The organism is Pseudonocardia sp. UM4_GMWB1, from assembly GCF_017312155.1.
Classification (GTDB): domain Bacteria; phylum Actinomycetota; class Actinomycetes; order Mycobacteriales; family Pseudonocardiaceae; genus Pseudonocardia; species Pseudonocardia alni.
In genome coordinates this window covers 5,189,142-5,212,972 of record NZ_QJPN01000001.1, presented here as the reverse complement: position 1 = coordinate 5,212,972, position 23,831 = coordinate 5,189,142, and the positions used below count along the sequence as shown (strand labels likewise).

At 73.3% G+C, this 23,831-nt stretch carries 19 protein-coding genes and 2 pseudogenes; 13 read left to right on the top strand and 8 right to left on the bottom strand.

All coding sequences use genetic code 11. From position 1 onward, the window contains the following. Positions 1-56: 56 nt before the first annotated feature. The gene (locus tag DMP15_RS24365; RefSeq protein WP_073576295.1) at positions 57-2,138 is read right to left on the bottom strand and encodes an ATP-dependent DNA helicase; all 2,082 of its coding nucleotides are present in this window, start codon (positions 2,136-2,138) and stop codon (positions 57-59) included. A gap of 154 nt (positions 2,139-2,292) precedes the next feature. Here DMP15_RS24365 and DMP15_RS24360 point away from each other — a divergent pair, with 154 nt between their 5' ends. Continuing rightward, a complete protein-coding gene (locus tag DMP15_RS24360) occupies positions 2,293-3,183 on the top strand; it encodes a thioesterase family protein (RefSeq protein WP_139282851.1) in 891 nt (296 codons plus the stop codon). Between the two features lie 88 nt (positions 3,184-3,271). On the opposite strand, the gene DMP15_RS24355 is transcribed toward DMP15_RS24360, so the two are convergent. The 4 genes from DMP15_RS24355 to DMP15_RS24340 all read right to left on the bottom strand — a co-directional run bounded on the left by DMP15_RS24355 (position 3,272) and on the right by DMP15_RS24340 (position 7,402). After that, positions 3,272-3,943 (bottom strand): GntR family transcriptional regulator, encoded by a 672-nt coding sequence (locus DMP15_RS24355; RefSeq protein ID WP_073576188.1) that lies wholly within the window; start codon positions 3,941-3,943, stop codon positions 3,272-3,274. Further along, entirely contained in the window at positions 3,940-4,488 is a 549-nt protein-coding gene (locus tag DMP15_RS24350; RefSeq protein ID WP_100879814.1) for a hypothetical protein, read from the bottom strand. Before DMP15_RS24350 ends, DMP15_RS24355 begins: the two co-directional genes overlap by 4 nt. A 3-nt stretch (positions 4,489-4,491) precedes the next feature. Continuing rightward, complete coding sequence (locus DMP15_RS24345) at positions 4,492-5,865, bottom strand: L-serine ammonia-lyase (RefSeq protein ID WP_100879815.1); 1,374 nt, start codon at positions 5,863-5,865, stop codon at positions 4,492-4,494. A 97-nt stretch (positions 5,866-5,962) separates the two neighbouring features. Further along, positions 5,963-7,402, bottom strand: coding sequence for an MFS transporter (locus tag DMP15_RS24340; RefSeq protein WP_337826486.1), 1,440 nt, complete (start codon positions 7,400-7,402; stop codon positions 5,963-5,965). Positions 7,403-7,725: 323 nt separating this feature from the next. On the opposite strand from DMP15_RS24340, the gene DMP15_RS24335 reads away from it, so the two are divergent. The 10 genes and pseudogenes from DMP15_RS24335 (at position 7,726) to DMP15_RS24290 (ending at position 18,852) form a co-directional block, all read left to right on the top strand. Next, on the top strand, positions 7,726-8,079 hold the full coding sequence (locus DMP15_RS24335) for a bifunctional 3-phenylpropionate/cinnamic acid dioxygenase ferredoxin subunit (protein WP_100879817.1): 354 nt from the start codon (positions 7,726-7,728) through the stop codon (positions 8,077-8,079). Then, entirely contained in the window at positions 8,079-9,248 is a 1,170-nt protein-coding gene (locus tag DMP15_RS24330) for an NAD(P)/FAD-dependent oxidoreductase (RefSeq protein ID WP_100879818.1), read from the top strand. The genes DMP15_RS24335 and DMP15_RS24330 overlap by 1 nt, the downstream gene beginning before the upstream one ends. A 170-nt stretch (positions 9,249-9,418) precedes the next feature. After that, complete coding sequence (gene glyA, locus DMP15_RS24325) at positions 9,419-10,723, top strand: serine hydroxymethyltransferase (protein ID WP_100879819.1); 1,305 nt, start codon at positions 9,419-9,421, stop codon at positions 10,721-10,723. Further along, the gene (locus DMP15_RS24320; protein ID WP_337826485.1) at positions 10,720-11,991 is read left to right on the top strand and encodes a sarcosine oxidase subunit beta family protein; all 1,272 of its coding nucleotides are present in this window, start codon (positions 10,720-10,722) and stop codon (positions 11,989-11,991) included. The genes glyA and DMP15_RS24320 overlap by 4 nt, the downstream gene beginning before the upstream one ends. A gap of 17 nt (positions 11,992-12,008) precedes the next feature. Then, positions 12,009-12,299, top strand: a complete 291-nt coding sequence (locus DMP15_RS24315) for a sarcosine oxidase subunit delta (protein ID WP_100879821.1) — start codon at positions 12,009-12,011, stop codon at positions 12,297-12,299. After that, a complete protein-coding gene (locus DMP15_RS24310) occupies positions 12,296-15,082 on the top strand; it encodes a 2Fe-2S iron-sulfur cluster-binding protein (protein ID WP_100879822.1) in 2,787 nt (928 codons plus the stop codon). The genes DMP15_RS24315 and DMP15_RS24310 overlap by 4 nt, the downstream gene beginning before the upstream one ends. Further along, on the top strand, positions 15,072-15,728 hold the full coding sequence (locus DMP15_RS24305; RefSeq protein WP_100879823.1) for a sarcosine oxidase subunit gamma: 657 nt from the start codon (positions 15,072-15,074) through the stop codon (positions 15,726-15,728). The genes DMP15_RS24310 and DMP15_RS24305 overlap by 11 nt, the downstream gene beginning before the upstream one ends. Positions 15,729-15,760: 32 nt before the next feature. After that, positions 15,761-18,232 carry a GcvT family protein gene (locus DMP15_RS24300; protein WP_100879824.1) on the top strand — a complete coding sequence of 824 codons (2,472 nt, stop codon included), beginning with the start codon at positions 15,761-15,763 and terminating at the stop codon, positions 18,230-18,232. Positions 18,233-18,314: 82 nt separating this feature from the next. Continuing rightward, positions 18,315-18,551: pseudogene (locus DMP15_RS24295) on the top strand (cyclodeaminase/cyclohydrolase family protein); the annotation flags it as partial. A 64-nt stretch (positions 18,552-18,615) separates the two neighbouring features. Next, positions 18,616-18,852: a cyclodeaminase/cyclohydrolase family protein gene (locus DMP15_RS24290; RefSeq protein ID WP_337826716.1), complete on the top strand. Its 237-nt coding sequence runs from the start codon at positions 18,616-18,618 to the stop codon at positions 18,850-18,852. A 107-nt stretch (positions 18,853-18,959) separates the two neighbouring features. On the opposite strand, the gene DMP15_RS24285 is transcribed toward DMP15_RS24290, so the two are convergent. After that, positions 18,960-19,625 carry a GntR family transcriptional regulator gene (locus DMP15_RS24285; protein ID WP_100879825.1) on the bottom strand — a complete coding sequence of 222 codons (666 nt, stop codon included), beginning with the start codon at positions 19,623-19,625 and terminating at the stop codon, positions 18,960-18,962. A gap of 138 nt (positions 19,626-19,763) precedes the next feature. Here DMP15_RS24285 and purU point away from each other — a divergent pair, with 138 nt between their 5' ends. Beyond that, the gene (purU, locus tag DMP15_RS24280; protein WP_100879826.1) at positions 19,764-20,612 is read left to right on the top strand and encodes a formyltetrahydrofolate deformylase; all 849 of its coding nucleotides are present in this window, start codon (positions 19,764-19,766) and stop codon (positions 20,610-20,612) included. A gap of 291 nt (positions 20,613-20,903) precedes the next feature. On the opposite strand, the gene DMP15_RS24275 is transcribed toward purU, so the two are convergent. Next, positions 20,904-22,052 carry an aromatic ring-hydroxylating oxygenase subunit alpha gene (locus DMP15_RS24275; protein ID WP_100879827.1) on the bottom strand — a complete coding sequence of 383 codons (1,149 nt, stop codon included), beginning with the start codon at positions 22,050-22,052 and terminating at the stop codon, positions 20,904-20,906. A gap of 845 nt (positions 22,053-22,897) precedes the next feature. On the opposite strand from DMP15_RS24275, the pseudogene DMP15_RS24270 reads away from it, so the two are divergent. Next, positions 22,898-23,192 (top strand): annotated as a pseudogene (locus tag DMP15_RS24270) (BCCT family transporter); the annotation flags it as partial. A 61-nt stretch (positions 23,193-23,253) separates the two neighbouring features. On the opposite strand, the gene DMP15_RS24265 reads toward DMP15_RS24270, so the two are convergent. Then, on the bottom strand, positions 23,254-23,829 hold the full coding sequence (locus DMP15_RS24265) for an isochorismatase family protein (protein WP_179760894.1): 576 nt from the start codon (positions 23,827-23,829) through the stop codon (positions 23,254-23,256). Positions 23,830-23,831 lie beyond the last annotated feature (2 nt).

The following is a 23,831-nucleotide window of genomic DNA, read 5'->3' as shown; positions in this document are numbered from 1 at the left end:
CGATTGGTTGCACACAACCTATATCGGGTCGGGGCCCGTCCGCCGTGTGGAGCCGGTCACGAGGACTCGCGCAGCCGGCGCAGTGCGCCGTGCACCTTCTCCCGGTCGGTGGTCTCCCAGAACGGGGGCAGGCTCGCCCGCAGGAAGCCGCCGTAGCGCGCGGTCGCGATCCGCGGGTCCAGGATCGCGACGACGCCGCGGTCGTCGGTGGCGCGCAGCAGCCGTCCGGCGCCCTGGGCGAGCAGGAGCGCCGCGTGCGTCGCCGACACCGACAGGAAGCCGTTCCCGCCGCGCGCGTCGGTGGCCTTCTGCCGGGCCGCGATCAGCGGGTCGTCCGGGCGCGGGAACGGGATCCGGTCGATGATCACGCAGGACAGCGACGGGCCGGGCACGTCGACGCCCTGCCACAGCGACAGCGTGCCGAACAGCGAGGTCTCCGGGTCCTCGGCGAACCGCTTGACCAGCAGCATCGTGGAGTCGTCGCCCTGGCACAGCAGGGGCGTGTCGAGCTTGCCGCGCAGTGCCTCGGTGGCCTGCTTCGCCGCGCGGGTCGAGGAGAACAGACCCAGCGTGCGGCCCCCGGCGGCGCGGACGAGTCCCTCGATCTCGTCGAGGGTCTCCGGCGCGAGGCCGTCGCGGCCGGGGCTGGGTAGCCGCCGGGCGAGGTAGAGGATCCCGGACTTGGCGTGCGCGAACGGGGACCCGACGTCGAGGCCCTGCCAGCGCGGCGCCTCCGGGTCCTGGACCGGGCCGTGCCCCTCGTCGACGCTCGACGGCGGGGTGGCCCCGGCCTCCCTGGGCTGCGAGGCCGGCAGGCCCCACTGACGGGCCAGCGCGTCGAACGACCCGCCCAGGGCCAGGGTCGCCGAGGTCAGCACGGTGGTGCGGGTGTTGAACAGCCGCTCGCGCAGCAGCCCGCCCACCGACAGCGGCGCGACCCGCAGCACCTTGTGGCGGGAGCCGTCGGGACCCTGCTCACCCAGCCAGACGACGTCGCGGCGCGTGGCCGCGTCGGTCTCGGAGAACGTCTCCAGCAGCCGCGCGGCGGTGTCGACGACCTCGTCGAGCACGGCCTGGGCGAGCTTGCGCGCGGCGGCGCCCTCGGGGTCGGCGTCGTCGCTGCGCTTGTTCGCGCCCATCGACTGCCGGCAGCCCGCCCCGGCCGACAGGATCGCGTTCAGTGCGCCCGCGGCGGCGGTGGTCAGCGACTCCCAGCGCCCGGGGGGCATGTCCTCCAGCACCGCGGCGAGACCCTCACCGGCCTCCGCGAGCCGGTCCGCGGTGTCCTGGTCGACGAGCTTTCCGCAGCGCCGGGCCGCGGTCGCGACGGTGCCCGCGGTCAGCTCGGCGGTGGCCGCGCCGGTGACCCGGTCGACGAGCTCGTGCGCCTCGTCGACGATCACGACGTCGTGCTCGGGGAGCACCTGAGCCTCACCCATGGCGTCGATCGCGAGAAGGGCGTGGTTGGTGACGACGATGTCGGCCCGCCCCGCCTCGGCCTTCGCCTTCTCGGCGAAGCAGTCCTCGCCGACCGGGCAGCGGCTCGCGCCGAGGCACTCCCGCGCGGTCACCGACACCTGCCGCCACGCGGAGTCCGGGACGCCGGGGACCAGCTCGTCGCGGTCCCCGGTCCCGGTGTCCGACGACCACTCGTGCAGCCGCTTCACCTGCCGCCCGAGCGCCGAGATGGCGAACGCGTCGAACAGTTGCTCGTCGCCCGGATCGTCGTCCATGTCGCCGTGGAGCTTGTTCATGCACAGGTAGTTCCGCCGCCCCTTGAGGATGGCGAAGGTGGGCTCGCGGCCCAGCACCTTCTTCAGGCTCTTCGCGACGCGCGGCAGGTCCCGGTCCACGAGCTGGCGCTGGAGCGCGATCGTCGCCGTCGAGACGACGACCGTGGTGTCGCGGGCGATCGCGTGCCGGATCGCGGGCACGAGGTAGGCCAGCGACTTCCCGGTGCCGGTGCCCGCCTGCACGGCCAGGTGCTCTCCGGACGACAGCGAGCGGCGCACCGCGTCGGCCATCCGGTCCTGGCCCTCGCGGCGGGAGCCGCCGACCGAGGTGACGGCCACCTCGAGCAGCTCGTGCACACCGGGCAGGTCCTGGGTCCGCACGGGGGCCGTCGAGGGGGGAGGCACGTCCGGCAGGTTACCGAGCGCCCCCGACAGGTCCGGCCGTGACCGTGCCGCCCGGCACCCGGGACCGCGCACCCGGCGTACCCGGACCGCTCACCGGGTGTGATACCGGACGGCCGGTTGCCGGTGAGCGGCGACACAGCGTCACGATGGGGGGGTGACAGCAACCATCACGACGCCGACCGTGCCCGAGCCGGGGATGTTCCCGGTGCTGATCGAGCACGAGGCCCGCTACGCCGACCTCGACCCGAGCCGCCGGATCGGCCGCGACGCCCTGGTGCGCTGGTTCGAGGACGCCCGCGTCGCCGTCGAGCGCGACACCTTCGGCGCCGACCTGGTCGCCCGCCTGCAGTCCCGCGTGCGGCTGCTGCTCGCCGCCATCCGGGTGGACGTGCTGGCCCCGCTGCGGGTCACCGGGTCCTACCGGATCGGCGTCGGCGTCAGCCATGTCGGTACCACGTCGTTCTCCTACCGGTACGCGGTCTTCGCCGGCGACGAGTGCGTCGCCACCGGCGAGTCGACCTCGGTGCACACCGACGGCGACGCCCCGACCCCGCTGACCGACGAGGTCCGCGGCGCGCTGACCACCCTGCGCATCGAGGCCCCCGCCCCGGTCCGTCCCGAGCGCGGCGACGCCCGCACCGTCCGCGAGAACTACCCGTTCCGCTGGGACGTCCGCACCCGCTTCACCGACCTGGACACCAACCGCCACGTGAACAACGTCGCGCTGGCCTCCTGGTACCTCGACGGCCTCGCCGAGCTGCACTCCGACGTGCTGGGCTACCCCGAGGGCGGCCCGCTCGACGGGCTCTCCCCGTCGACGCTGTCGGTCCAGTACCTCGCCGAGGTGCACTACCCGGGCATCTACCAGATGCGCGTCGCGGTCACCGAGATCGGCGAAGACACCGTCCGCTACGTCTGCGGCCTGTTCCACGACCGCGAGCTCATCGGCCTGGCCGAGGCCGAGGGCTTCCACCACGCCCCGGGTGAGGACGGCGACCCGGTCCTCCTCGCGGAGAAGCTCGCCCCGTTCCGCTTCCGGGACTGACCCCGCCACGATCCACCGAGATGCGGCTCAGCGGGAGTTATAGATCTCCACACCCCGCTGAGCTGCATCTCGGCGACGGAGGGCCGATTCAGAGGACCGCGCGGACGGCGGTCTCGAAGCCGACGACGTGGTCGCGGCTGACAGCCTCGGCGCGGTCGGCGTCGCCGTCGGCGATCGCGGTCAGCAGCGCCGCGTGCTCGTGCACGTGGCGGCCGACCTGGTCCATGCGGTCCAGGAACAGGCAGTGGATCCGTGTGGCCAGGTGGTAGTAGCGGGTGAGCGTGTCCTCCAGGTACGGGTTCCCGGCGGCCCGGTACACCGACCGGTGGACCGTCACGTCCCACCGCATGAGCTCGATCCGGCCCATCCGCGGCGCCTCCAGCGACGCCACCCGCCCGGCCAGCTCACGCAGCTCGTCGCGCCGCCACCGCGGGGCGACGACGGCGGCCCGCCGCGCGGCGGTCGGTTCCAGCACGGTCCGGACCTCGCACACGTCGCGCAGGTCGGAGATGTCGACGGCGGTCGCGAACGTCCCCCGTCGCGGGTAGGACACGACCAGGCGCTCGGTCTCCAGCCGCTTGAGCGCCTCGCGCACCGGGGTGCGGCCCAGGCCGAGCCGGGTCGACAGCGCCTCGTCGTCGATCGGGGCCAGCGGCGGGATCTCCAGCATGATCAGCCGGTCCCGGATGGCCACGTAGGCCCGGTCGGCCAGCGACCGCGGGCTGTCGAAGTCCACGAACACGTCCTCGGTGGTCGTCATGCGGGCTGCCCCTCGGGAACGGCCCGGCGGTCCAGACGCGACGCGACCGCGCCGGGCAGCCGGAACGACCCGGTCACCACGACGGGTTCACCCCCGGCGACCGCCCGGACTGCCTCGCCCAGGTCCTTGTCCCGGGCCGGCGCCAGTACCCAGGTCACCGGGCGTCCCGGGTGGGTCTCGGCCACCGTGGCGGCCAGCGCGGCCACCGAACGCGCGACGGCGGCGAGCCGGTCGTCGAGCACGTCCGCGCGGACCGGGAGGTCACCGGTGCGGAACCGCTCGCGGATGCCGTGGACGTGCGGCGAGACCTGCACGCCGACCCGGAACCCGTGCCGGGTCAGCAGCGACGCGACGAACGCGCACACCGACCCCTTGCCCGCCGTCCCCGCGACGTGCACGGTCCGCACGGCCTCCTGCGGGTCACCCAGCCCGGCCAGCACCTCGCGGGTGCGCTCACGGGGCGCGTCGGGTGCGGCGCCGTTGCGGCGCCCGGTGGCCGGGCGCGACAGCAGGAACCGCTCCAGCTCGTCCTGTCCGGAGAACACGGCTCAGCACTCGACGATGTTCAGCGCGAGACCACCGCGGGCGGTCTCCTTGTACTTGTCCTGCATGTCCGCGCCCGTCTCCCGCATCGTCGTGATGGCCGTGTCCAGCGAGACGTGGTGCATCCCGTCGCCGTGCGCCGACATCCGCGCCGCGGTGATGGCCTTGATCGAGGCGACCGCGTTGCGCTCGATGCACGGGATCTGCACGAGCCCGCCGACCGGGTCGCAGGTCAGCCCGAGATTGTGCTCGATGCCGATCTCGGCGGCGTTCTCGACCTGCTCCGGGGTGGCGCCCATGATCTCGGCGAGCCCGGCGGCCGCCATCGCGCAGGCCGACCCGACCTCGCCCTGGCAGCCGACCTCGGCGCCGGAGATCGAGGCGTTCTCCTTGAACAGCACCCCGACCGCGCCCGCGGTGAGCAGGAACCGGACGACGGAGTCGTCGTCGAAGCCGGGCAGGAAGCGCTCGGCGTAGTGCAGCACGGCCGGGACGATCCCGGCGGCGCCGTTGGTGGGGGCGGTGACGACGCGCCCGCCGGCCGCGTTCTCCTCGTTGACGGCGAGGGCGTAGAGCGTCACCCACTCCATCGCGTGCAGCGCGTCCGGCTCGCCGGTCGCGGCCTCCAGCCGCTCGCGGAGCGCCATCGCCCGGCGCCGGACCTTCAGGCCGCCGGGCAGCGTGCCGCCGGTGCGGGCGCCGCGCTCGACGCACTCCTGCATCACCGACCAGATGTGGAGCAGCTCGCTGCGTACCACGTCCTCGGTGCGCCGGGACAGCTCGTTGGCCAGCATGATGTCGGAGATCGACAGCCCGTGGGTGCGGGTGAGTCCGAGGAGCTCGTCGCCGGTGGTGAAGGGGTACGCGACCGGGGTCGCGTCCTCCACCAGGACGGGGCGGCCCGCCTCGTCGGAGTCGAGCACGAAGCCGCCGCCCACCGAGTAGTACTCGCGCTTGTCCAGGACGGCGCCGTCGGCGTCGAAGGCCTGCAGCAGCATGCCGTTGGAGTGGAAGTCGAGCCGGCGGTTGCGGTGCAGGACCACGTCGTCGTCGGGGGCGAAGGTGATCGCGTGGGTCCCGCCGAGGCGGATCCGGCCCCCGGCGCGGACGTCGGCGACCATCGGGTCGGCACCGACCGGGTCGACGAGGTGCGGCTCGTGCCCGGCGAGCCCGAGCACGACGGCCTTCACGCTGCCGTGGCCGTGCCCGGTCGCGCCGAGGGAGCCGAACAGCTCGACCCGCACCGACGCGGTACGGGGCAGCTCGCCCGAGTCGGCGAGCCGCGCGACGAAGCGGGCCGCGGCCCGCATCGGGCCCACGGTGTGCGAGCTCGAGGGTCCGATCCCGACCGTGAACATGTCGAACACGGAGATGCTCACGGCCGCTCCGATCCACGCCGGGCTCTGGTCATAGCGACGATGTTAGACTGATATATCAATCATGCCAAGAGGGGTGCGACGGTCGGTCCGCGGCGGGTCAGTGCGTGTGGTCGTAGGGCTGCTCGAGCGGCACGCCCTCGGGCGACAGCGGCGGCGGGGGCAGGTCCGCGCTGGAGGTCAGCGGGGCGGCCCCGGCCAGCGGGCGGCCCGCGGTCTCGGGCAGGAACACCACGCCGACCACGCCGACCAGGCCCGCGGCGACGAGGACGTACCCCGGCCAGTCGAGGTTGCCGGTGGCGGTCACGGCGGTCTCGATCAGCGTCGGCGCGGTGCCGGCGAACAGCGACACCGACAGGTTGAACACCACGCCCAGGCCGCCGTAGCGGACCAGCGTCGGGAACTGCGCGGGGAGTGTCGACGGCAGCACCGCGGCGAAGCCGACCAGCACCGTGGCCATCAGCAGCAGGCCCACGAACTGGCCGATCATGCCGTCGCGCATCAGCCGGACCGCGGGCAGCCCGACGGCCACCAGCGTCAGGCTCGTGACCATCAGGACCGGCTTGCGGCCCACCCGGTCGCTGAGCCTGCCCACCGCGGTGATCACGCACAGCATGACCAGCATGACCGCGACGAGCATGGCGCCGGTGGCGGCCCCGGAGGCGCCGTGCCGGCCGTGCCGGGGGAGCGTCCCGGTCAGGTAGGTGGGCATGTAGTTGGTCAGCACGTAGTTGGTGACGTTCCAGGCGACCACCAGCGCCGCGGTCACCAGGGCCGGTGCCCGGTAGCGGCGGACCAGGATCTGCATCGCCCGCCGGTAGGGCATCGTCGCGAGCGCGGGGGAGCGCTCCATGAGCTGCCGGAACGCCGGGGTGTCCTCCAGGCGCATCCGCAGGTAGATGCCGGCGATCCCGAGGGGGAGGGCGAGTAGGAACGGGATCCGCCAGCCCCAGGCGAGCAGGTCCTGTTCGGGCAGCACCGCGACGAGTACACCGCAGACGCCGGCGCCGAGGGTGTAGCCGGTGATCGTGCCGAACTCCAGCCAGCTGCCGAAGAACCCGCGACGCCGGTCGGGCGCGTACTCCGCGACCAGGGTCAGTGCGCCGGTGTACTCCCCGCCCGCGGAGAAGCCCTGCAGCATGCGGATGAGCAGCACCAGCAGCGGCGCGGCGATCCCGGCCGTCTCGTAGGAGGGCACGAAACCCAGCGCGAGCGTCGCGACGGTCATCAGCAGGACCGTGAACGCGAGCACCCGGGTGCGGCCGATCCGGTCCCCGAGCGGGCCGAACACGAACCCGCCGAGCGGCCGGACGACGAACGCGGCCGCGAACGTGGCGAGGGTCAGCACCAGCGACCACTCGCCGGCCTCCGGGAAGAGGACCCGGTTGAGCACCACCGCGGAGAGGAAGGAGAAGAGGCCGAAGTCGTACCACTCGGCGACGTTGCCGACCGAGGCCGCCGCGGCCGCCCGCCGGACCGTGCGCTCCTCCTCCACCGCCACCGGACCGCGGCGTCGGGGCCTGCGCGGTCCGTCGGGCATGGGGTCTCCTCGGATCGATCGGCCGCGCCGCGGCAGCCGCGCCGACGTGGCGATGCAGGATCGCCACACCATCATTCTCGCGGCCGTGGTGTCACCTGTCCACGAGTGATATATCTTTCGTCGACGGGCGGCCCGGAGTGTGCCGGTGCCGGTTTTCGGGGCTTTCCGGTCACCGGGGACAGCCGCTCACATTTCCACGTCGTGACGCCGATGCCTCGTCCGGGCCGGCCGAGAAATCGCTCGTTGACGGCTGCGACCTGCGGCCTCACCATACGGTTGCGCATGGCATGGCGAGTTTCGCGATAGGCAACAGTGGAGGAAGCATGATCTTCGTGGGCGAGCTGTCCGACCTCCCCGTCGGGGAGTCCGTTCGTGTCCAGGGGACGGTGCCCATCGCCGTCTTCAACGTCGACGGCGATCTCTACGCCATCGACGACACGTGCACCCACCAGGACGCCTCGCTGTCCGACGGATGGCTCGAGGACTGCGCGGTGGAGTGCCCGCTGCACGCGGCCTGCTTCGACCTGCGGACCGGGATGCCGAGCGGAACGCCCGCGAAGACACCCGTCCGCACACACCAGGTGGTGATCGCCGACGGTGTGGTCCACGTCGTCGAGTCGGTCCCCGCCTCCGGTGCCGCGACCGGCGTCCGCTCGGGCGTACAGGTCGGCACCTGATGCGTGACGTCACGGTCGTCGGCGCCTCGCTCGCCGGCCTCGCCACGGCGCGAGCCCTGCGCGCCCAGGGCTTCACCGGGACGATCACGGTCGTCGGCGACGAGAAGCACGTCCCCTACGACCGCCCTCCGCTGTCCAAGGAGTTCCTCGCCGGGATCTCCGACGAGGACGCCATCGCCCTGACCGAGGACGACGACGCCGCGCTCGACGTGGTCTGGCGCCTCGGCCGCACCGCACTCGCCCTCGACGGTCCGACCCGGACCGTCACCCTCGACGACGGCTCGACCCTCTCGGCGGACGCCGTCGTGCTCGCCACGGGCGCCCGCGCCCGGAACCTGCCGGGTGAGCTGCCCGGCGGGGTGCACACCCTGCGCACCCTCGACGACGCCCGCGCCCTGCGCGCCGACCTCGTCCCGGGCCGGCGGCTGGTGGTGATCGGCGCCGGGTTCGTCGGGGCCGAGGTCGCCTCGACCGCCCACGGCCTCGGTCTGGACGTCACGATCGTCGAGGCCGCCCCGGTGCCGTTGCAGCGGGCCCTCGGGCCCGAGATGGGCACCGCCTGCGGCCGCCTGCACGCCGCCGCCGGGGTGCCGCTGCACCTCGGCACGGGCGTGGCCCGGCTCGTCGGATCGCCCCGGGTCACCGGGGTCGAGCTCACCGACGGCCGCGCGCTGCCCGCCGACGTGGTCGTGGTCGGGATCGGTGCGATCCCGAACGTCGAGTGGCTGGAGGGCTCCGGCCTCGACCTCGACGACGGGGTCGTCACCGACGTCGCGGGCCGCACGACCCTGCCCGGCGTCGTCGCAGTGGGGGACTGCGCCAGCACCCATCGCGACTACACCGGCTCCCGGCTGCGCCTGGAGCACTGGACCAACGCGCTGCAGCAGCCGTCCGTCGCGGCCGCGGCGCTGCTCGGGACCGAGCACTCGCTGCCGACCCACCACGCGGTGCCCTACTTCTGGTCCGACCAGTACGGGCACAGCATCCAGTTCGCGGGACACCGGGTCGCGGACGGCTCGGTCCGGATCGACGACGGCGACCCCGGGGCCGACGGCGGGTTCCTCGCCGTGTTCCTCGACGCCGCGGGGGAGGCCGTCGGCGTGCTCGGCGTCGACCGTCCCCGGCCCTTCGGGCGGATGCGCCGGGAGCTGGCGAAACGGCTCGCCTGACCCGGCACGTCACCTGCGGCGCAGGTCCTCACGAGGACCTGCGCCGCAGGCGTGTCCGGACCCGCTCGCGCGCACCACGATCAGGCGCTTGACCTGCCGGGAGTGCCGTGCGAGGCTAACCGCAGACAGTTGATATATCAGTCTGCTGGAGAAGATATCTGGAGGTGCCCATGACGACGTTCGCCGTGGATCGGGGTCCGTCGAACGGTGCGACGGGGGTCCTCGACGGGACGCTCGCCGAGACCGACCCGGAGGTGCACGCGGCCGTCGCCGCCGAGCTGGGTCGCCAGCGCGGCACCCTGGAGATGATCGCCAGCGAGAACTTCGCCCCGCTGGCCGTCATGCAGGCGCAGGGCTCGGTGCTCACCAACAAGTACGCCGAGGGCTACCCCGGCCGCCGCTACTACGGCGGCTGCGAGCACGTCGACGTCATCGAGCAGCTCGCCATCGACCGCGTGACGGCGCTGTTCGGCGCCGACTACGCGAACGTCCAGCCGCACTCCGGCGCCCAGGCCAACGCGGCCGCCATGGCCGCGCTGCTCGACCCGGGCGACACGATCCTGGGCCTCGACCTGGCCCACGGCGGGCACCTCACCCACGGCATGCGGCTCAACTTCTCGGGCCGCCTCTACGACGTCGCCGCCTACCACGTCCGCGCCGAGGACCACCGCGTCGACATGGCCGAGGTGGAGCGCCTGGCCCACGAGCGCCGCCCGAAGCTGATCATCGCCGGCTGGTCGGCCTACCCGCGGCAGCTCGACTTCGCCGAGTTCCGGCGGATCGCCGACGCGGTCGGTGCGTACCTGATGGTCGACATGGCGCACTTCGCGGGCCTCGTCGCGGCCGGGCTGCACCCGTCGCCCGTGCCGTACGCCGACATCGTCACCAGCACCACCCACAAGACCCTCGGCGGCCCGCGCGGCGGCATCATCCTGGCCCGCGCCGAGCTCGCCAGGAAGCTCAACTCGCAGGTCTTCCCCGGCCAGCAGGGCGGGCCGCTGGAGCACGTGATCGCGGCCAAGGCCGTCGCGTTCAAGCTCGCCGGTGAGCCCGCGTTCGCCGAGCGGCAGCAGCGCACCCTGTCCGGCGCTCGGATCGTCGCCGAGCGGCTGGTGACCGAGCCCGGCGTCGGCGTGGTCTCCGGCGGCACCGACGTCCACCTGGTCCTGGTCGACCTGCGCGACTCCGAGCTCGATGGCAAGCAGGCCGAGGACCGGCTGCACCGGGTCGGCATCACCGTCAACCGCAACGCCGTCCCGTTCGACCCGCGCCCGCCGATGGTGAGCTCCGGGGTCCGGATCGGGACCCCCGCGCTGGCCGCCCGCGGCTTCGATGCCGAGGACTTCACCGAGGTCGCCGACATCATCGCCCGCGCCCTGCGCCCCGACGCGGGCGACGCCGAGCTCGACGAGCTCGCCGCCCGCGTCACCGTCCTCGCCGACCGCCACCCCCTCTACCCGGAGCTGACGGCATGAGCACCGAGAAGACCGGCACCGGGAACACGCCTCCCGGGGCGCACCTGCCCGAGCACCCCGACGTCCTGTGGCGCAACCCCGAGCCGAAGCGCTCCTACGACGTGGTCATCGTCGGCGGCGGCGGGCACGGGCTGGCCACCGCCCACTACCTGGTCAAGAACCACGGGATCACCAACGTGGCGGTGCTGGAGAAGGGGTGGCTCGCCGGCGGCAACATGGCCCGCAACACCACGCTGATCCGCTCCAACTACCTCCTGGACGAGTCGGCCTTCATCTACGAGCACGCCCTGAAGCTGTGGGAGGGGCTGGAGGAGGACCTCGGCTATCCGATCCTGTTCTCCCAGCGCGGCGTGCTGAACCTCGCCCACACCGAGCAGGACGTGCGCGACTCGGTCCGCCGGGTCGAGGCGAACCGGCTCAACGGGATCGACGCCGAGTACCTCGGCCCCGACGACGTCGCGAAGATCTGTCCGATCGTCAACGTCTCGCACGACATCCGCTACCCGGTGCTCGGCGCGACCTACCAGCCCCGGGCCGGCATCGCCAAGCACGACTACGTCGCCTGGGGTTTCGCCCGTCGCGCCGACTCCGCCGGGGTCGACCTCATCCAGGACTGCGAGGTGCTGGACTTCGTCACCGAGGGCTCGGTCGAGGACGGGAACGCCCGGGTCACCGGGATCCGCACCAGCCGCGGCGACATCGCGTGCGGGCAGGTCGCGCTCTGCGCGGCCGGGCACACCTCGACCCTGCTCGACCGGCTCGGCGTGGACACCCCGCTGCAGTCGCACCCACTGCAGGCGCTGGTGTCCGAGCTGCTCGAGCCGGTGCATCCGACGATCGTCATGTCGAACGCGGTGCACGTCTACGTCTCCCAGGCGCACAAGGGCGAGCTCGTGATGGGCGCCGGCGTCGACTCCTACAACGGCTACGGGCAGCGCGGCGCCTTCCACATCATCGAGCGGCAGATGGCCGCCGCCGTCGAGCTGTTCCCGGTGTTCGCGCGGGCGCACCTGTTGCGCAGCTGGGCGGGCATCGTCGACGTCACCCCGGACGCATCGCCGATCGTGGGCCGCACGCCGTACTCCAACGTGCTGGTCAACTCCGGGTGGGGGACCGGCGGCTTCAAGGTGACGCCCGGGCTGGGCTGGTGCCTGGCCCACACCATCGCCACCGACGAGCTGCACCCGCACATCGCCCCGTTCTCCCTCGACCGGTTCGTCACCGGCGCGCTCGTGGACGAGCACGGCGCCGCCGGCGTCGCCCACTGACCCCAGGAGCCACCACCGTGCAACTCATCGACTGCCCCTGGTGCGGCCCCCGCGAGGAGGTCGAGTTCCACTACGGCGGCCAGGCCCACGTCGAGTACCCGGCCGCGCCGGCCGAGCTCGACGACGAGCAGTGGGCGCACTACGTGTTCTTCCGGGACAACCCGAAGGGCCCGCACGCCGAGCGCTGGAGCCACTCCGCCGGCTGCCGCCGCTGGTTCAACGCCGTCCGTGACACCCACACCTACCGGTTCCTCGCCGTCTACCCGATGGGCGGGGTCCGGCCGCAGATCCCGGGGGCCCGAGCATGACCCGCGTCGACGGTTACGGTCGCATCGACCGGACCCGCACCCTGAACTTCGTCTTCGACGGCGAGAACTACTCCGGGCACCCGGGCGACACGCTGGCCTCGGCGCTGCTCGCACACGGCGTGCGCGTGCTCGGCGGGTCGGTCAAGCTCGGCCGCCCGCGCGGCATCGGCGGGGCCTGGACCGAGGACCCCGTCGGCCTCGTGCAGATCGAGGAGCCGTTCCCCGAGCCGATGCTGCAGGCCGCCACCGTCGAGCTCCACGAGGGCCTGGTCGCCCGCGGCCTGAACGGTCAGGGCCGGCTCGCGACGGTGCCCGACACCGCGCGCTACGACCGTCGCCACGCCCACTGCGACACCCTGGTGATCGGCGCCGGCCCGGCCGGGCTGCTCGCCGCGCGCACCGCGGCCCGCCGCGGCGACCGCGTGGTGCTCGTCGACGACCGTCCGGAGGCCGGTGGCGCGCTCGTCCCGACCGACCGGATCGACGGGCGCGCCGCGCACCGCTGGGTCGCCGACGTCGTCGCCGAGCTCGCGGAGAACCCCGAGGTGCGCCACCTGCAGCGCACCACCGCCTTCGGCCACTACGACGACGGGTTCGTCCTGGCCCTGGAGCGGCGCACCGACCACCTCGGCGCGGCCGCCCCCACCCACCGGTCCCGCCAGCGGGTGCACCGGATCCGGGCCGGGCGGGTCGTCGTCGCGACCGGCGCGATCGAGCGCCCCGTGGTGTTCGCCGACAACGACCGGCCGGGTGTCATGCTCGCGTCCGCGGCGCGGGAGTACCTGCACCGCTACGGCGTGCTCGCCGGACGCGAGGTCGTCGTGTTCACCACCGACGACGCCGCCTACCTCGCCGCCGCCGACCTGGCCGGGGCCGGGGCGCGCGTCACCCTCGTCGACGCCCGCGCCACGCCGCCCACCGAGCGCGCGCGGGAGTGCACCGAGGCCGGGGCGACCGTGACGGCCGGCGCCACCGTCGTCGGCTCCGACGGCGACGCCGCGGGCCGGGTGTCCGCCGCGCACGTCGCGACCGGCGACGGCACCGAGGTGCTGGCGTGCGACCTGCTGCTGGTCTCCGGTGGCTGGACGCCCACCGCGCACCTGTTCAGCCACGTGCGCGGACAGCTCGTCTTCGACGCCGGCCTGGGCGCGTTCCGGCCCGGCGCCGCGATCGCGGGCACCGAGGTCGTCGGCGCCGCGAACGGTATCCTCGACCTGGCGGGCTGCCTGGCCGAGGGCGCGGGCGGCGACGCCCCGAGCTGCGCCCCGGAGCCCGCGCGCACCCCCGGCCTGGTGCTGTGGCGCACCGCGGGTGACTCCGCGCGCCAGTTCGTCGACGTCCAGCGGGACGCGACCGTCGCCGACATCGAGCGGGCCGTCGGCGCCGGGCTCCGCTCGGTGGAGCACGTGAAGCGCTACACCACCATCGGCACCGCCCACGACCAGGGCAAGACCTCCGGCACCATCGCCTCCGGGATCACCTCGGAGCTGCTGGGCCGCCCGGCGGGCGACCTCGGGACCACCACGTTCCGCCCGCCCTACACCCCGGTGTCGTTCGCCGCGCTCGCCGGCCGCGAGCGTGGGGACCTGTTCGACCCGGTCCGCACCACCGCGGTGCACCCGTGGCACGTCGCACACGGCGCGGTGTTCGAGGACGTCGGCCAGTGGAAGCGGCCCCGCCACTTCCCGCGGGCCGGTGAGGACATGGATGCCGCGGTGCTGCGCGAGTGCGCCGCGGCCCGCCGCGACGTCGCGATCATGGACGGCTCCACGCTCGGCAAGATCGACGTCCAGGGCCCGGACGCGGACACGTTCCTCGACCTCGTCTACACGAACCTGATGAGCAGCCTGAAGGTCGGCCGCGTCCGCTACGGCGTCATGTGCGGCAACGACGGCATGGTCACCGACGACGGCACCGTGCTCCGCATCGCCGAGGACCGGTTCCTGCTCACCACGACCACCGGCGGCGCCGCCTCGGTGCTCGGCCACCTGGAGGACTGGCGCCAGACCGAGGTCCCGCACCTGAAGGTGAACCTCACGTCGGTCACCGAGCACTGGGCGGTGTTCCCGGTCGTCGGGCCCCGCTCGCGCGACGTGATCTCCGCAGTGTTCCCCGGTGTCGACGCCTCCGCCGCGGCGTTCGAGTTCATGACCTGGCGCGACACCGAGCTCGACGGGGTGCCGGTCCGGCTGGCCCGGATCTCCTTCTCCGGCGAGCTGGCGTTCGAGGTCAACGTCGACTCCCGGTACGGCCTGGCCGTGTGGGAGCGGCTGGTCGCGGCCGGCGAGCCGTACGGCATCACCCCCTACGGCACCGAGACGATGCACGTGCTGCGCGCCGAGAAGGGCTACCCGATCATCGGGCAGGACACCGACGGCACCGTCTCCCCGCACGACCTGGGGATGAGCTGGGCGGTGTCGAAGAAGAAGGTCGACTTCGTCGGCAAGCGCTCCTTCGCCCGCGCCTCCAACACCGACCCGATGCGCAAGCACCTGGTCGGGCTGCTCCCCACCGACCGCGGCACCCGGCTGCCCGAGGGGGCGCAGATCGTGGAGTTCTCGCCCGACGGCACCCTGCCCCCGCCGCCGGTCCCGATGCTCGGCCACGTCACGTCCAGCTACCTGTCCGCGGAGCTGGAGCGGCCGTTCGCGCTGGCCCTGCTCGAGGGCGGGCGCGACCGCATCGGCGACGTCGTGCACGTCCCGCACCAGGGGGCGCTGGTCCCGGTCGAGATCACCGGACCCGTCCTCGTCGACCCGGAAGGAGCCCGCCGTGACGGCTGAGCTCGCCACCACGCACCCGCTCGACACCCACGCCACGGCACTGACCGGGCTCGCCCGGGACACCGACGGCGGCCTCTCGGTCGAGGTCCTGCCGACCGCGCAGTCGGTGACCCTGCGTCTCGACCCGGCGGGCCCGGCCCGCGCCGGTGTCGACGCCGCGCTCGGCACCGCGCTGCCGACAGGTGCGAACACCTGGGTCGCCGCCGGTGACGGCGAGGTCGTCTGGCTCGGACCCGACGAGTGGCTGGTCACCAGCCGCTCCGGGAACGCCGCGGTCTCCGAGGCGGCGCTGCGCGCGCTCGTCGCCGGGGAGGCAGGCGGCGCCGCCGTCGACACCTCCGCCCAGCGGGTCGTGCTGCGGATCGGTGGGCGCCTGGCCCGCGAGCTGCTGTCCTTCGGCTGCTCGCTGGACCTGCACCCGCGCTCGTTCCCGGCCGGGCGCAGCGCCCAGACGCTGCTCGGCGGGGCGGGGGTGCTCCTCCTGGCCCGTGACGCCGCCGCCGACGCCGACGGGGGAGCGGTCCTCGACGTGCACGTCCGCAGCTCGTTCGCCGGCCACCTCGCCGACTGGCTGCTCGACGCCGCCCAGGAGTTCCGCGACGACCCCGCCGCCGACCCCGCCGCGTCGCCGGCCCTCGCCGGCTGACCCGCCCGACGACCACGCAGAAGGAGACCACCATGACCCCCCGTGTCGTCATCATCGGAGCCGGGATCGTCGGGGCGAACCTGGCCGACGAGCTCACCACCCGCGGCTGGACCGACGTCACCGTCCTGGACCAGGGGCCGCTGCCGCTGACCGGCGGTTCCACCTCGCACGCCCCCGGCCTGGTCTTCCAGACCACCGGGTCGAAGACCATGACCGCGTTCGCGACCTACACCGTCGAGAAGCTGAAGAGCCTGGACGTCGACGGCGGCTGGTGCTTCAACCAGGTCGGCGGCCTGGAGGTCGCGACCACCCCGGAGCGGCTCGCCGACCTGCACCGCAAGCGGGGCTGGGCGGTCTCCCGCGGGGTCCCGGCGTCGGTCGTGGACGCCGCCGAGTGCGCGCGGCTGCACCCGCTGCTCGACGCCGACCAGGTCCTCGGCGGCCTGCACACCCCCACCGACGGCCTGGCCAAGGCGGCCCGCGCGGTCGTCGCGCTGGCCCGGCGTGCCGAGTCCCGCGGTGCGGTCTTCCGCGGCTCGGTGCGCGTCACCGGCATCGCGCAGTCCGGCGGCCGGGTCACCGGCGTCGAGACCGCCGACGGCGAGACCGTCCCCGCCGACATCGTCGTGTCCTGCGCCGGGTTCTGGGGCCGCGAGCTCGGAAAGCTCGTCGGGATGCGGGTGCCGCTGCTGCCCCTGGCCCACCAGTACGCCCGCACCACCCAGGTCGAGCAGCTCGTCGGCCGCAACGACGAGCTGATCGAGGCGCGGCTGCCGATCCTGCGCCACCAGGACGCCGACCTCTACTACCGCGAGCACAACGACTGCATCGGCATCGGCTCCTACGCCCACCGCCCGATGCCGGTGTCGATCTCCGACCTGCCCGAGGTCGGCGACGGCGAGGTAGGCGAGCGCACCCAGCCCTCGATGCTGCCCTTCACCTCCGACGACTTCGCGCTGCAGTGGGAGCAGAGCACGCAGCTGCTGCCCGGTCTGCAGCGTTCCACGATCGAGCACGGCTTCAACGGGGTCTTCTCCTTCACCCCCGACGGCGGCCCGCTGATCGGCGAGTCCGCCGACGTCGCCGGCTTCTGGATCGCCGAGGCCGTGTGGGTCACCCACTCCTCCGGCGTCGCCCGCTCGGTCGCGCAGCTGCTCGTCGAGGGCCGCAGCGAGCTCGACCTGCACGGCTGCGACGTGCACCGCTTCGACGAGGTCGAGACCACCGACGCCTACGTCGACGAGACCTCGCAGCAGAACTTCATCGAGATCTACGACGTGCTGCACCCGCTGCAGCCGAAGCTGTCCCCGCGCGACCTGCGGACCAGCCCGTTCGTGGACCGCCAGCGCGAGCTCGGGGCGTTCTTCCTGGAGTCCCACGCCTGGGAACGTCCGCACTGGTACGAGGCCAACGCGGTGCTGGCGAAGGACCTGCCCGCCGAGTGGCGTGCCCCGTCCCGCGACGCGTGGTCGGCGATGTTCCACTCGCCGGTCGTCGCGGTCGAGGCGTGGCTGACCCGCACCGCGGTCGCGATGTACGACATGACCCCGCTGAAGCGCCTGGAGGTGTCCGGGCCGGGTGCGTGCGCGTTCCTGGAGGGCCTGACCACCGGCACGATGGACAAGTCCGTCGGCGCCGTCACCTACACCCTCATGCTCGACGAGGCCGGCGGCGTCCGCAGCGACCTCACCGTCGCCCGGCTGGGCGAGCAGCTGTTCCAGGTCGGCGCGAACTCCCACCTCGACCTCGACCATCTGCGGCGTGCGCTGCCCGACGACCACTCGGTGGTCGTCCGCGACATCACCGGCGGTACCTGCTGCATCGGCGTCTGGGGCCCGCTGGCCCGCGACCTGGTGCAGCCGCTGTCGGGCGACGACTTCTCCCACGAGGGGCTGAAGTACTTCCGCGCGAAGTCCGCGCACATCGCCGGCATCCCGGTGACGGCGATGCGGCTGTCCTACGTCGGCGAGCTCGGCTGGGAGATCTACACCAGCGCCGAGTACGGCCGGAAGCTGTGGGACGTGCTGTACGAGGCCGGGCGCCCGCTCGGCGTCGTCGCGGCCGGGCGCGCGGCGTTCAACAGCCTGCGGCTGGAGAAGGGCTACCGCTCCTGGGGCGCGGACATGTCCACCGAGCACAACCCGTACGAGGCCGGTCTCGGTTTCGCGGTCCGCCCGCACACCAAGGGCGACTTCGTGGGCCGCGCAGCCGTCGAGAAGATCGACCCCGACGCCGTCACCCGCAGGCTGACCTGCCTCACGATCGACGACGGCCGCAGCGTCGTCCTCGGCCACGAGGCGGTGTTCGTCGACGGCGAGCCCGCCGGCTACGTCACCTCCGCGGCGTACGCCTACACCCTGGGGACCCCGGTCGCCTACGCCTGGCTGCCCGCCGGGCTGCCGGTCGGGGGAGGGGTCGAGATCCAGTACTTCGACCGGCGGATCCGCGCCTCGGTCGCGGCCGAGCCGCTGTTCGACCCGGAGATGAGCCGCATCCGGCGCTGACCCGCACGGCCCGGGGCCGGCCCCCCCGGGGCCCCGGGCCCCGACGTGCCACCCCCGTCGCACCGCCGCACGGAAGGACCCCATGCGTTCCGACACCCTCGACCGGTTCCTCTGGGACCTGGCCGCCCGCGTCCCCGCCCCGGGCGGCGGCGCGACGGCGGGCCAGCACCTCGCGCAGGCCGCCGCCCTGCTCGGCATGGTCGCCCGCCACACCGACGGCGAGCGAGACGCCGGGCACACCGACACCGTGCTCGACATCCGCAACCGGGCCGACGCGCTGCGCATCACCGGCCTCGGACTCGCCGAGGACGACGCCCGCGCGTTCGGCGCGGCCTACACGCTCGCGCGACACCGAGGAGGCGGGTCGGGCCCGCACCGCGGCGATCGCCGCCGCACTGGTCGAGGCGGGACGGATCCCGGCGCAGGTCATCCGCGCCGCGGAGCAGGTGGGCGACCTCGCCGAGCGGCTGCGGCCGATCGGCAACCCCCACGTGATCAGCGACGGGGGAGCCGCGGCCGACGCCGCCCGGGCCGCGGCCGGCACCGCCCGGCTCGACGTCGAGATCAACCTGGCGGCCTCACCGACCCGCCGGCGCGCGACGAGCTGTCCGCGGCACTGACCGGCGTCGACGACCTGCTGCGCCGGGCCGACACGGTGACCGACGACGTACGGGAGCAGATCCGCCGATGACCCACCCGCCCCACGTCTGAGCGGGCGCGCGGAGGCTCAGACGACCTCGCGGACGGCCTTCTCGAACCCGATGACGTGCGCCCGGGCCCGGTCGGCGGCCTCGTCGGCCTGCTGCCCCGCGATGGCCCGCAGCAGGCCCGAGTGCTCGCCGACGTGCTGGTCGAAGTGCGTCATCCGGTCCAGGAACAGGCAGAAGATCCGGGTCGCCAGGTTGTCGTAGCGGATCAGGGTGTCCTCGAGGTGCGGGTTGGCCGCTGCGGAGTAGATCGTCCGGTGGACGTGCAGGTCCCAGCGCATCAGCTCGTCGCGGTCCAGGGTGCGCACGTCGATCCGGTCGATCGTGTCGGCCAGCTCGGCGAGGTCGGCCCGGATCGCGGGGCCGGAGTACTCGGCGGCACGGCGCGCGGCGAGCGGCTCGAGCTGCACACGGATCTCGGAGATGTAGGCGAGGTCGGTGATGTCCACGCCGGTCGCGAACGTCCCTCGGCGCGGGTAGGAGACGACCAGCCGGTCGATCTCGAGCCGCTTGAGCGCCTCCCGGACGGGGGTGCGACCGACCTCGAGGGACTTCGCGAGGGCGACGTCGTCGATGGCCGTCATCGGCGGGATGTCGAGCATGATCAGCCGATCCCGGATCACCGTGTACGCCTTGTCGGCGAGGGACGTGTACTCCGGCTCGGCGTCGTCGGGAAGAGCGGTCACGGTCCCATATTAACGCGACGGACGTGCCTAACAGTCAGCGGACGTGCCCACACCTCTTGACCAAGACTGATATATCAATGCACTGTTTACGCCGTGCCGCGGTTTCCGCGGACCGCGTCCGACCGAGGAGAGGCCGCCGTGTCCCGTTCCTTCATCCTGACCCTGAGCTGCCCGAACCGCACCGGCATCGTGCGCGCGGTCAGCGCCTTCCTGTTCGAGCACGGCTGCGACATCGGCGAGTACCAGCAGTTCGACGACCCGCTGCGCGGCCGGCTCCACCTGCGCACCCGGGTCGGCGCGGAGCACGACGTGGACCTCGACGCGATCAGCCGGGACTTCGAGGCGGTCGCGGCCGAGTTCGGGATGACGTTCACCTTCCACGACGGCGCCCCCGCCCGGATCCTGGTCATGGTCTCCAAGCTGGGCCACTGCCTCAACGACCTGATCTTCCGGTGGCGGGCGGGCAGCCTGGGCGCCGACATCGTCGCGGTCGTGTCCAACCATCCCGACCTGCGCCCGATGGCCGAGGCCGCCGGCCTGCCGTTCGTGCACGTCCCGGTCACCGCCGAGACCAAGCCCGAGGCCGAGGCGCAGCTGCTGTCGCTGGTCGACGCCTACGACGCCGAGCTGGTCGTGCTGGCCCGCTACATGCAGGTGCTCTCCGACGAGACCTGCAAGGCCCTCGAGGGCCGGGCGATCAACATCCACCACTCGTTCCTGCCCGGCTTCACGGGTGCCCGTCCCTACCACCAGGCCTACGCGCGCGGTGTGAAGCAGGTCGGCGCCACGGCGCACTACGTGACCCCGGACCTGGACGAGGGCCCGATCATCGAGCAGGAGGTGATCCGGATCGACCACTCCTACGATCCGAAGGCCCTGCAGATGGTCGGCCGCGACGCCGAGGCGCTCGCCCTGTCCCGCGCGGTCCGCTGGCACTGCGAGCGCCGGGTGCTGCTGACCGGCGGCAGCACGGTCGTCTTCCGGTAGCGCCCGCTCCGCGAGCCCACGGCCCCGTCCCCGCACCGCGGGGGCGGGGCCGTTCCGCGCTCTCTCCGTCGTGCCTCGCCTGCCGCCGGCCGGCTCGGCGACGCCGCGCGTCTCGCGGCACCCGGTGCGTGGGGTGCCACGCGTTCTGGTGGGGTGCCACGGCGTCCGTGCGCTCCTGCCGGTGCCGGTGCCGGTGACGGGAAGGGGAAGGGGAAGGGGAAGGGGGTGCGCGACCGCCCCGCGCCGGCGGGCCGGGCGGGGCGGTCGTGGTGGTGCGGGCCGGAGCGGGGGTCAGCCCACCCGGTCGCGCACCCAGTCGTGGAACTCGCCGATGTGGTGCTCGCTGGGCACGAGCACGCCGCCCTTCTCGTAGGAGCGCGAGTCCATCGCGACCTGACAGCGCTCGCAGGCGTCGAAGTCCTGGACGTTGACCCGGTGGAACAGCTCCACCGAGCGGTCGATGTCGGCGCCGGAGTCGACGACCTCGGGCAGGTAGAGCCAGTCGCAGACGACCAGGGTCCGCTCGGCGGTCAGCGGGAACATGCGATGGAACACCACGTGGTCGGGGACCAGGTTGATGAACACCGACGGCCGCACGGTGATGGCGTAGTAGCGGCGGTCCTGCTCCTGGGCGACGCCCGGGATGCGGGCGAGCCCCTCCGAGCCGTCGACGGTGAACCCCTTGATCTCCTCGCCGAACTCGGCGCCGTGCCCGACGAAGTACTGGGCGGCGAGGCCGTCGGCGAACTCGGGCAGCACCTCGGTGAGCTCGGGGTGGATCGTCGCGCAGTGGTAGCACTCCATGAAGTTCTCGACGATCTGCTTCCAGTTCGCCTTGACGTCGTAGGAGATGCGCCGGCCGAGCTTCAGGTTCTCGACGTCGTAGCCGACGATCGCGTCCGGCGAGCCGAGCCGGGTGGTGACGTCACCGATCACCGTCTCGGTGAACGAGGGCGGCACCTCGGCCAGGCTCAGCCAGACGTAGCCCAGCCACTCGCGGACGTGCACGGTGTGCAGGCCGTACTCGACCTTGTCGACGTCGGGCATCGAGCTGAGGTTCGGCGCCGCGACGAGCTTGCCGTCCAGGCCGTAGGTCCAGGCGTGGTACGGACACTGGAAGGAGCGCTTGACCTCGCCCTTGTCCTCCGTGCACAGCCGCGCGCCGCGGTGCCGGCAGACGTTGAGGTAGGCCCGCACGGAGTAGTCCCTGGCCCGCGTGACGATCACGCTCTCCCGTCCGATCCGGACGGTCTCGAACGCGCCGGGCTTGTCCAGGTCCGTGGCCAGCACCGCGCAGAACCACGTCGTGTGGAAGATGTTGTCCTGCTCGGCCCGGAAGATCGCGGGGTCGGTGTAGTAGTGGCCGGCGAGGGTCTCTCGCAGGCTGTCCGGGAGGCTCTGCCCCTCGGTGGCGGGGATCGACAACTCGCCGGTCGTCATGGCGGTACTCCTCGTGGGCGACGGTCGGGCGTGCGGCTGCGGGTCTGACGCGAGGTCGGGTGCCGTCGACGGGTGTGTGCCCGGCGGGCCGAGCGCGGGATCGGTGCGACGGCATCGGGTGTGACGGGGGCCGGTGCCGCGGGACCGGGGGCCCGCGTGACGGCCGGGCGCCGGAGGCGACCGGCGTGCGGTCACGGTGGAAACGTTGCGGCACAGCGGATCAACTCCTGCAGTGGGATTCCGACGCGATGACGACGGCGCCGATCGGGGCCGCGGAAACACACGAGAAATATCGGAAACTGTTGCGTAACAAGCAACGAGTCGCTCTATGCGCACCACGATGGGAGCGCGTCCCCCGGGTCGGTGTCAAGGGGCCGTGGCGGTGGTGTTCGTGCAGGCCCGGGGTGTGGACCGGTCGCCGCGGGTGGGGGCGACGGAACTGCTGACGGCACGGTGGCGACTCCGGTGTCGTCCGACTCCGGGCGGCTGATCGGGTCTTGATCACCGCTTCGGCCTCAGAGTATCGTGCACAGATATATTATTCGAGTATCTGATGGGGAGTAGGTGCTGCCGGGTGTCGATCCCGGCCGATCGCCGCACGTCCGCCGCCCCCCGGGGCCGGCCGGCGGGCCCCGTTCCCCGTCCACCCGTCGCGTCGACGATCCCGGCCGCGGGACCGCACGGCTCACGGAGCGGCGTACGGACCGCACTTCCCCCGCGCCCGGACAGAGGTGGAGACGTCATGACGCCGGTCGATCCCCGGTCGTGTACCGAGGACCCCGGAGCACCCCCGGAACGCCCCCGCACGGACCAAACGGTCTTCGGGATCGGGGCCGCGCTGGCGCTTGATCGGGCAGAAGACCGCCGACGGGGCGATCGGCAGGGCGATCGACATCCTCGCGATCGTCGCGACGCTGTTCGGCTCGGCCGCGTCCCTCGGTCTCGGCGCGTTCCAGATCGGCGGCGGCATGCAGACCGCCGGCTGGGGTCGACGGGGTGCCGGGGGCCGGCGTGCTCGCGACGATCATCGTCGTGCTGACCGCGGCGTTCATCCTCTCCGCGGTGTCCGGCGTCGCCCAGGGCATCCAACTGCTGTCCAACACCACCATGGTGCTGGCCGGGGCGTTGGCGCTGTTCGTGTCCGGCGCCGACGCCGCGTCTATCGTCATGGGCACGCTGTCCCAGCGCGGCACCCCGGGGGTCAGGCGGTGCGCAGCTCCACGCCGGCCTCGGTCAGCGCGGCGAGCGCCCGTTCCGTCGTCTCCGGGGCCACCCCCGCGCAGTGGTGCAGCAGCACCGTCGTCGCCAGCCCGAGCCGGGACGCGTCGAGCGCGGTCGCCCGGACGCAATGGTCGGTCGCCAGGCCGACGACGTCGACCTCGGTCACCCCGCGCTCGGTCAGCCAGTCGCCCAGCGGGGTGCCCGACTCGTTCGCGCTGGCGCCCTCGAACCCGGAGTAGGCGCTGGTGTAGGCGCCCTTGTCGAAGACGCACTCGATCGGCGCCACGTCCAGCGCCGGGTGGAACGACGCGCCCGGCGTCCCCGCGCGGCAGTGGGGCGGCCAGGAGTCGACGAAGTCCGGGGTGTCGGAGAAGTGCGGCCCCGGGTCCACGTGCACGTCCCTCGTGGCGACGACGTGCTCGTAGACCCGCCCGTCGCGGCCGGCGGTCGCGAGCGGCCCGATCCCGGCGGCCACGGCGGCCCCGCCGGCCACCGCGAGGGCGCCGCCCTCGCAGAAGTCGTTCTGGACGTCGACGACGATCAACGCTCGTGCCATGG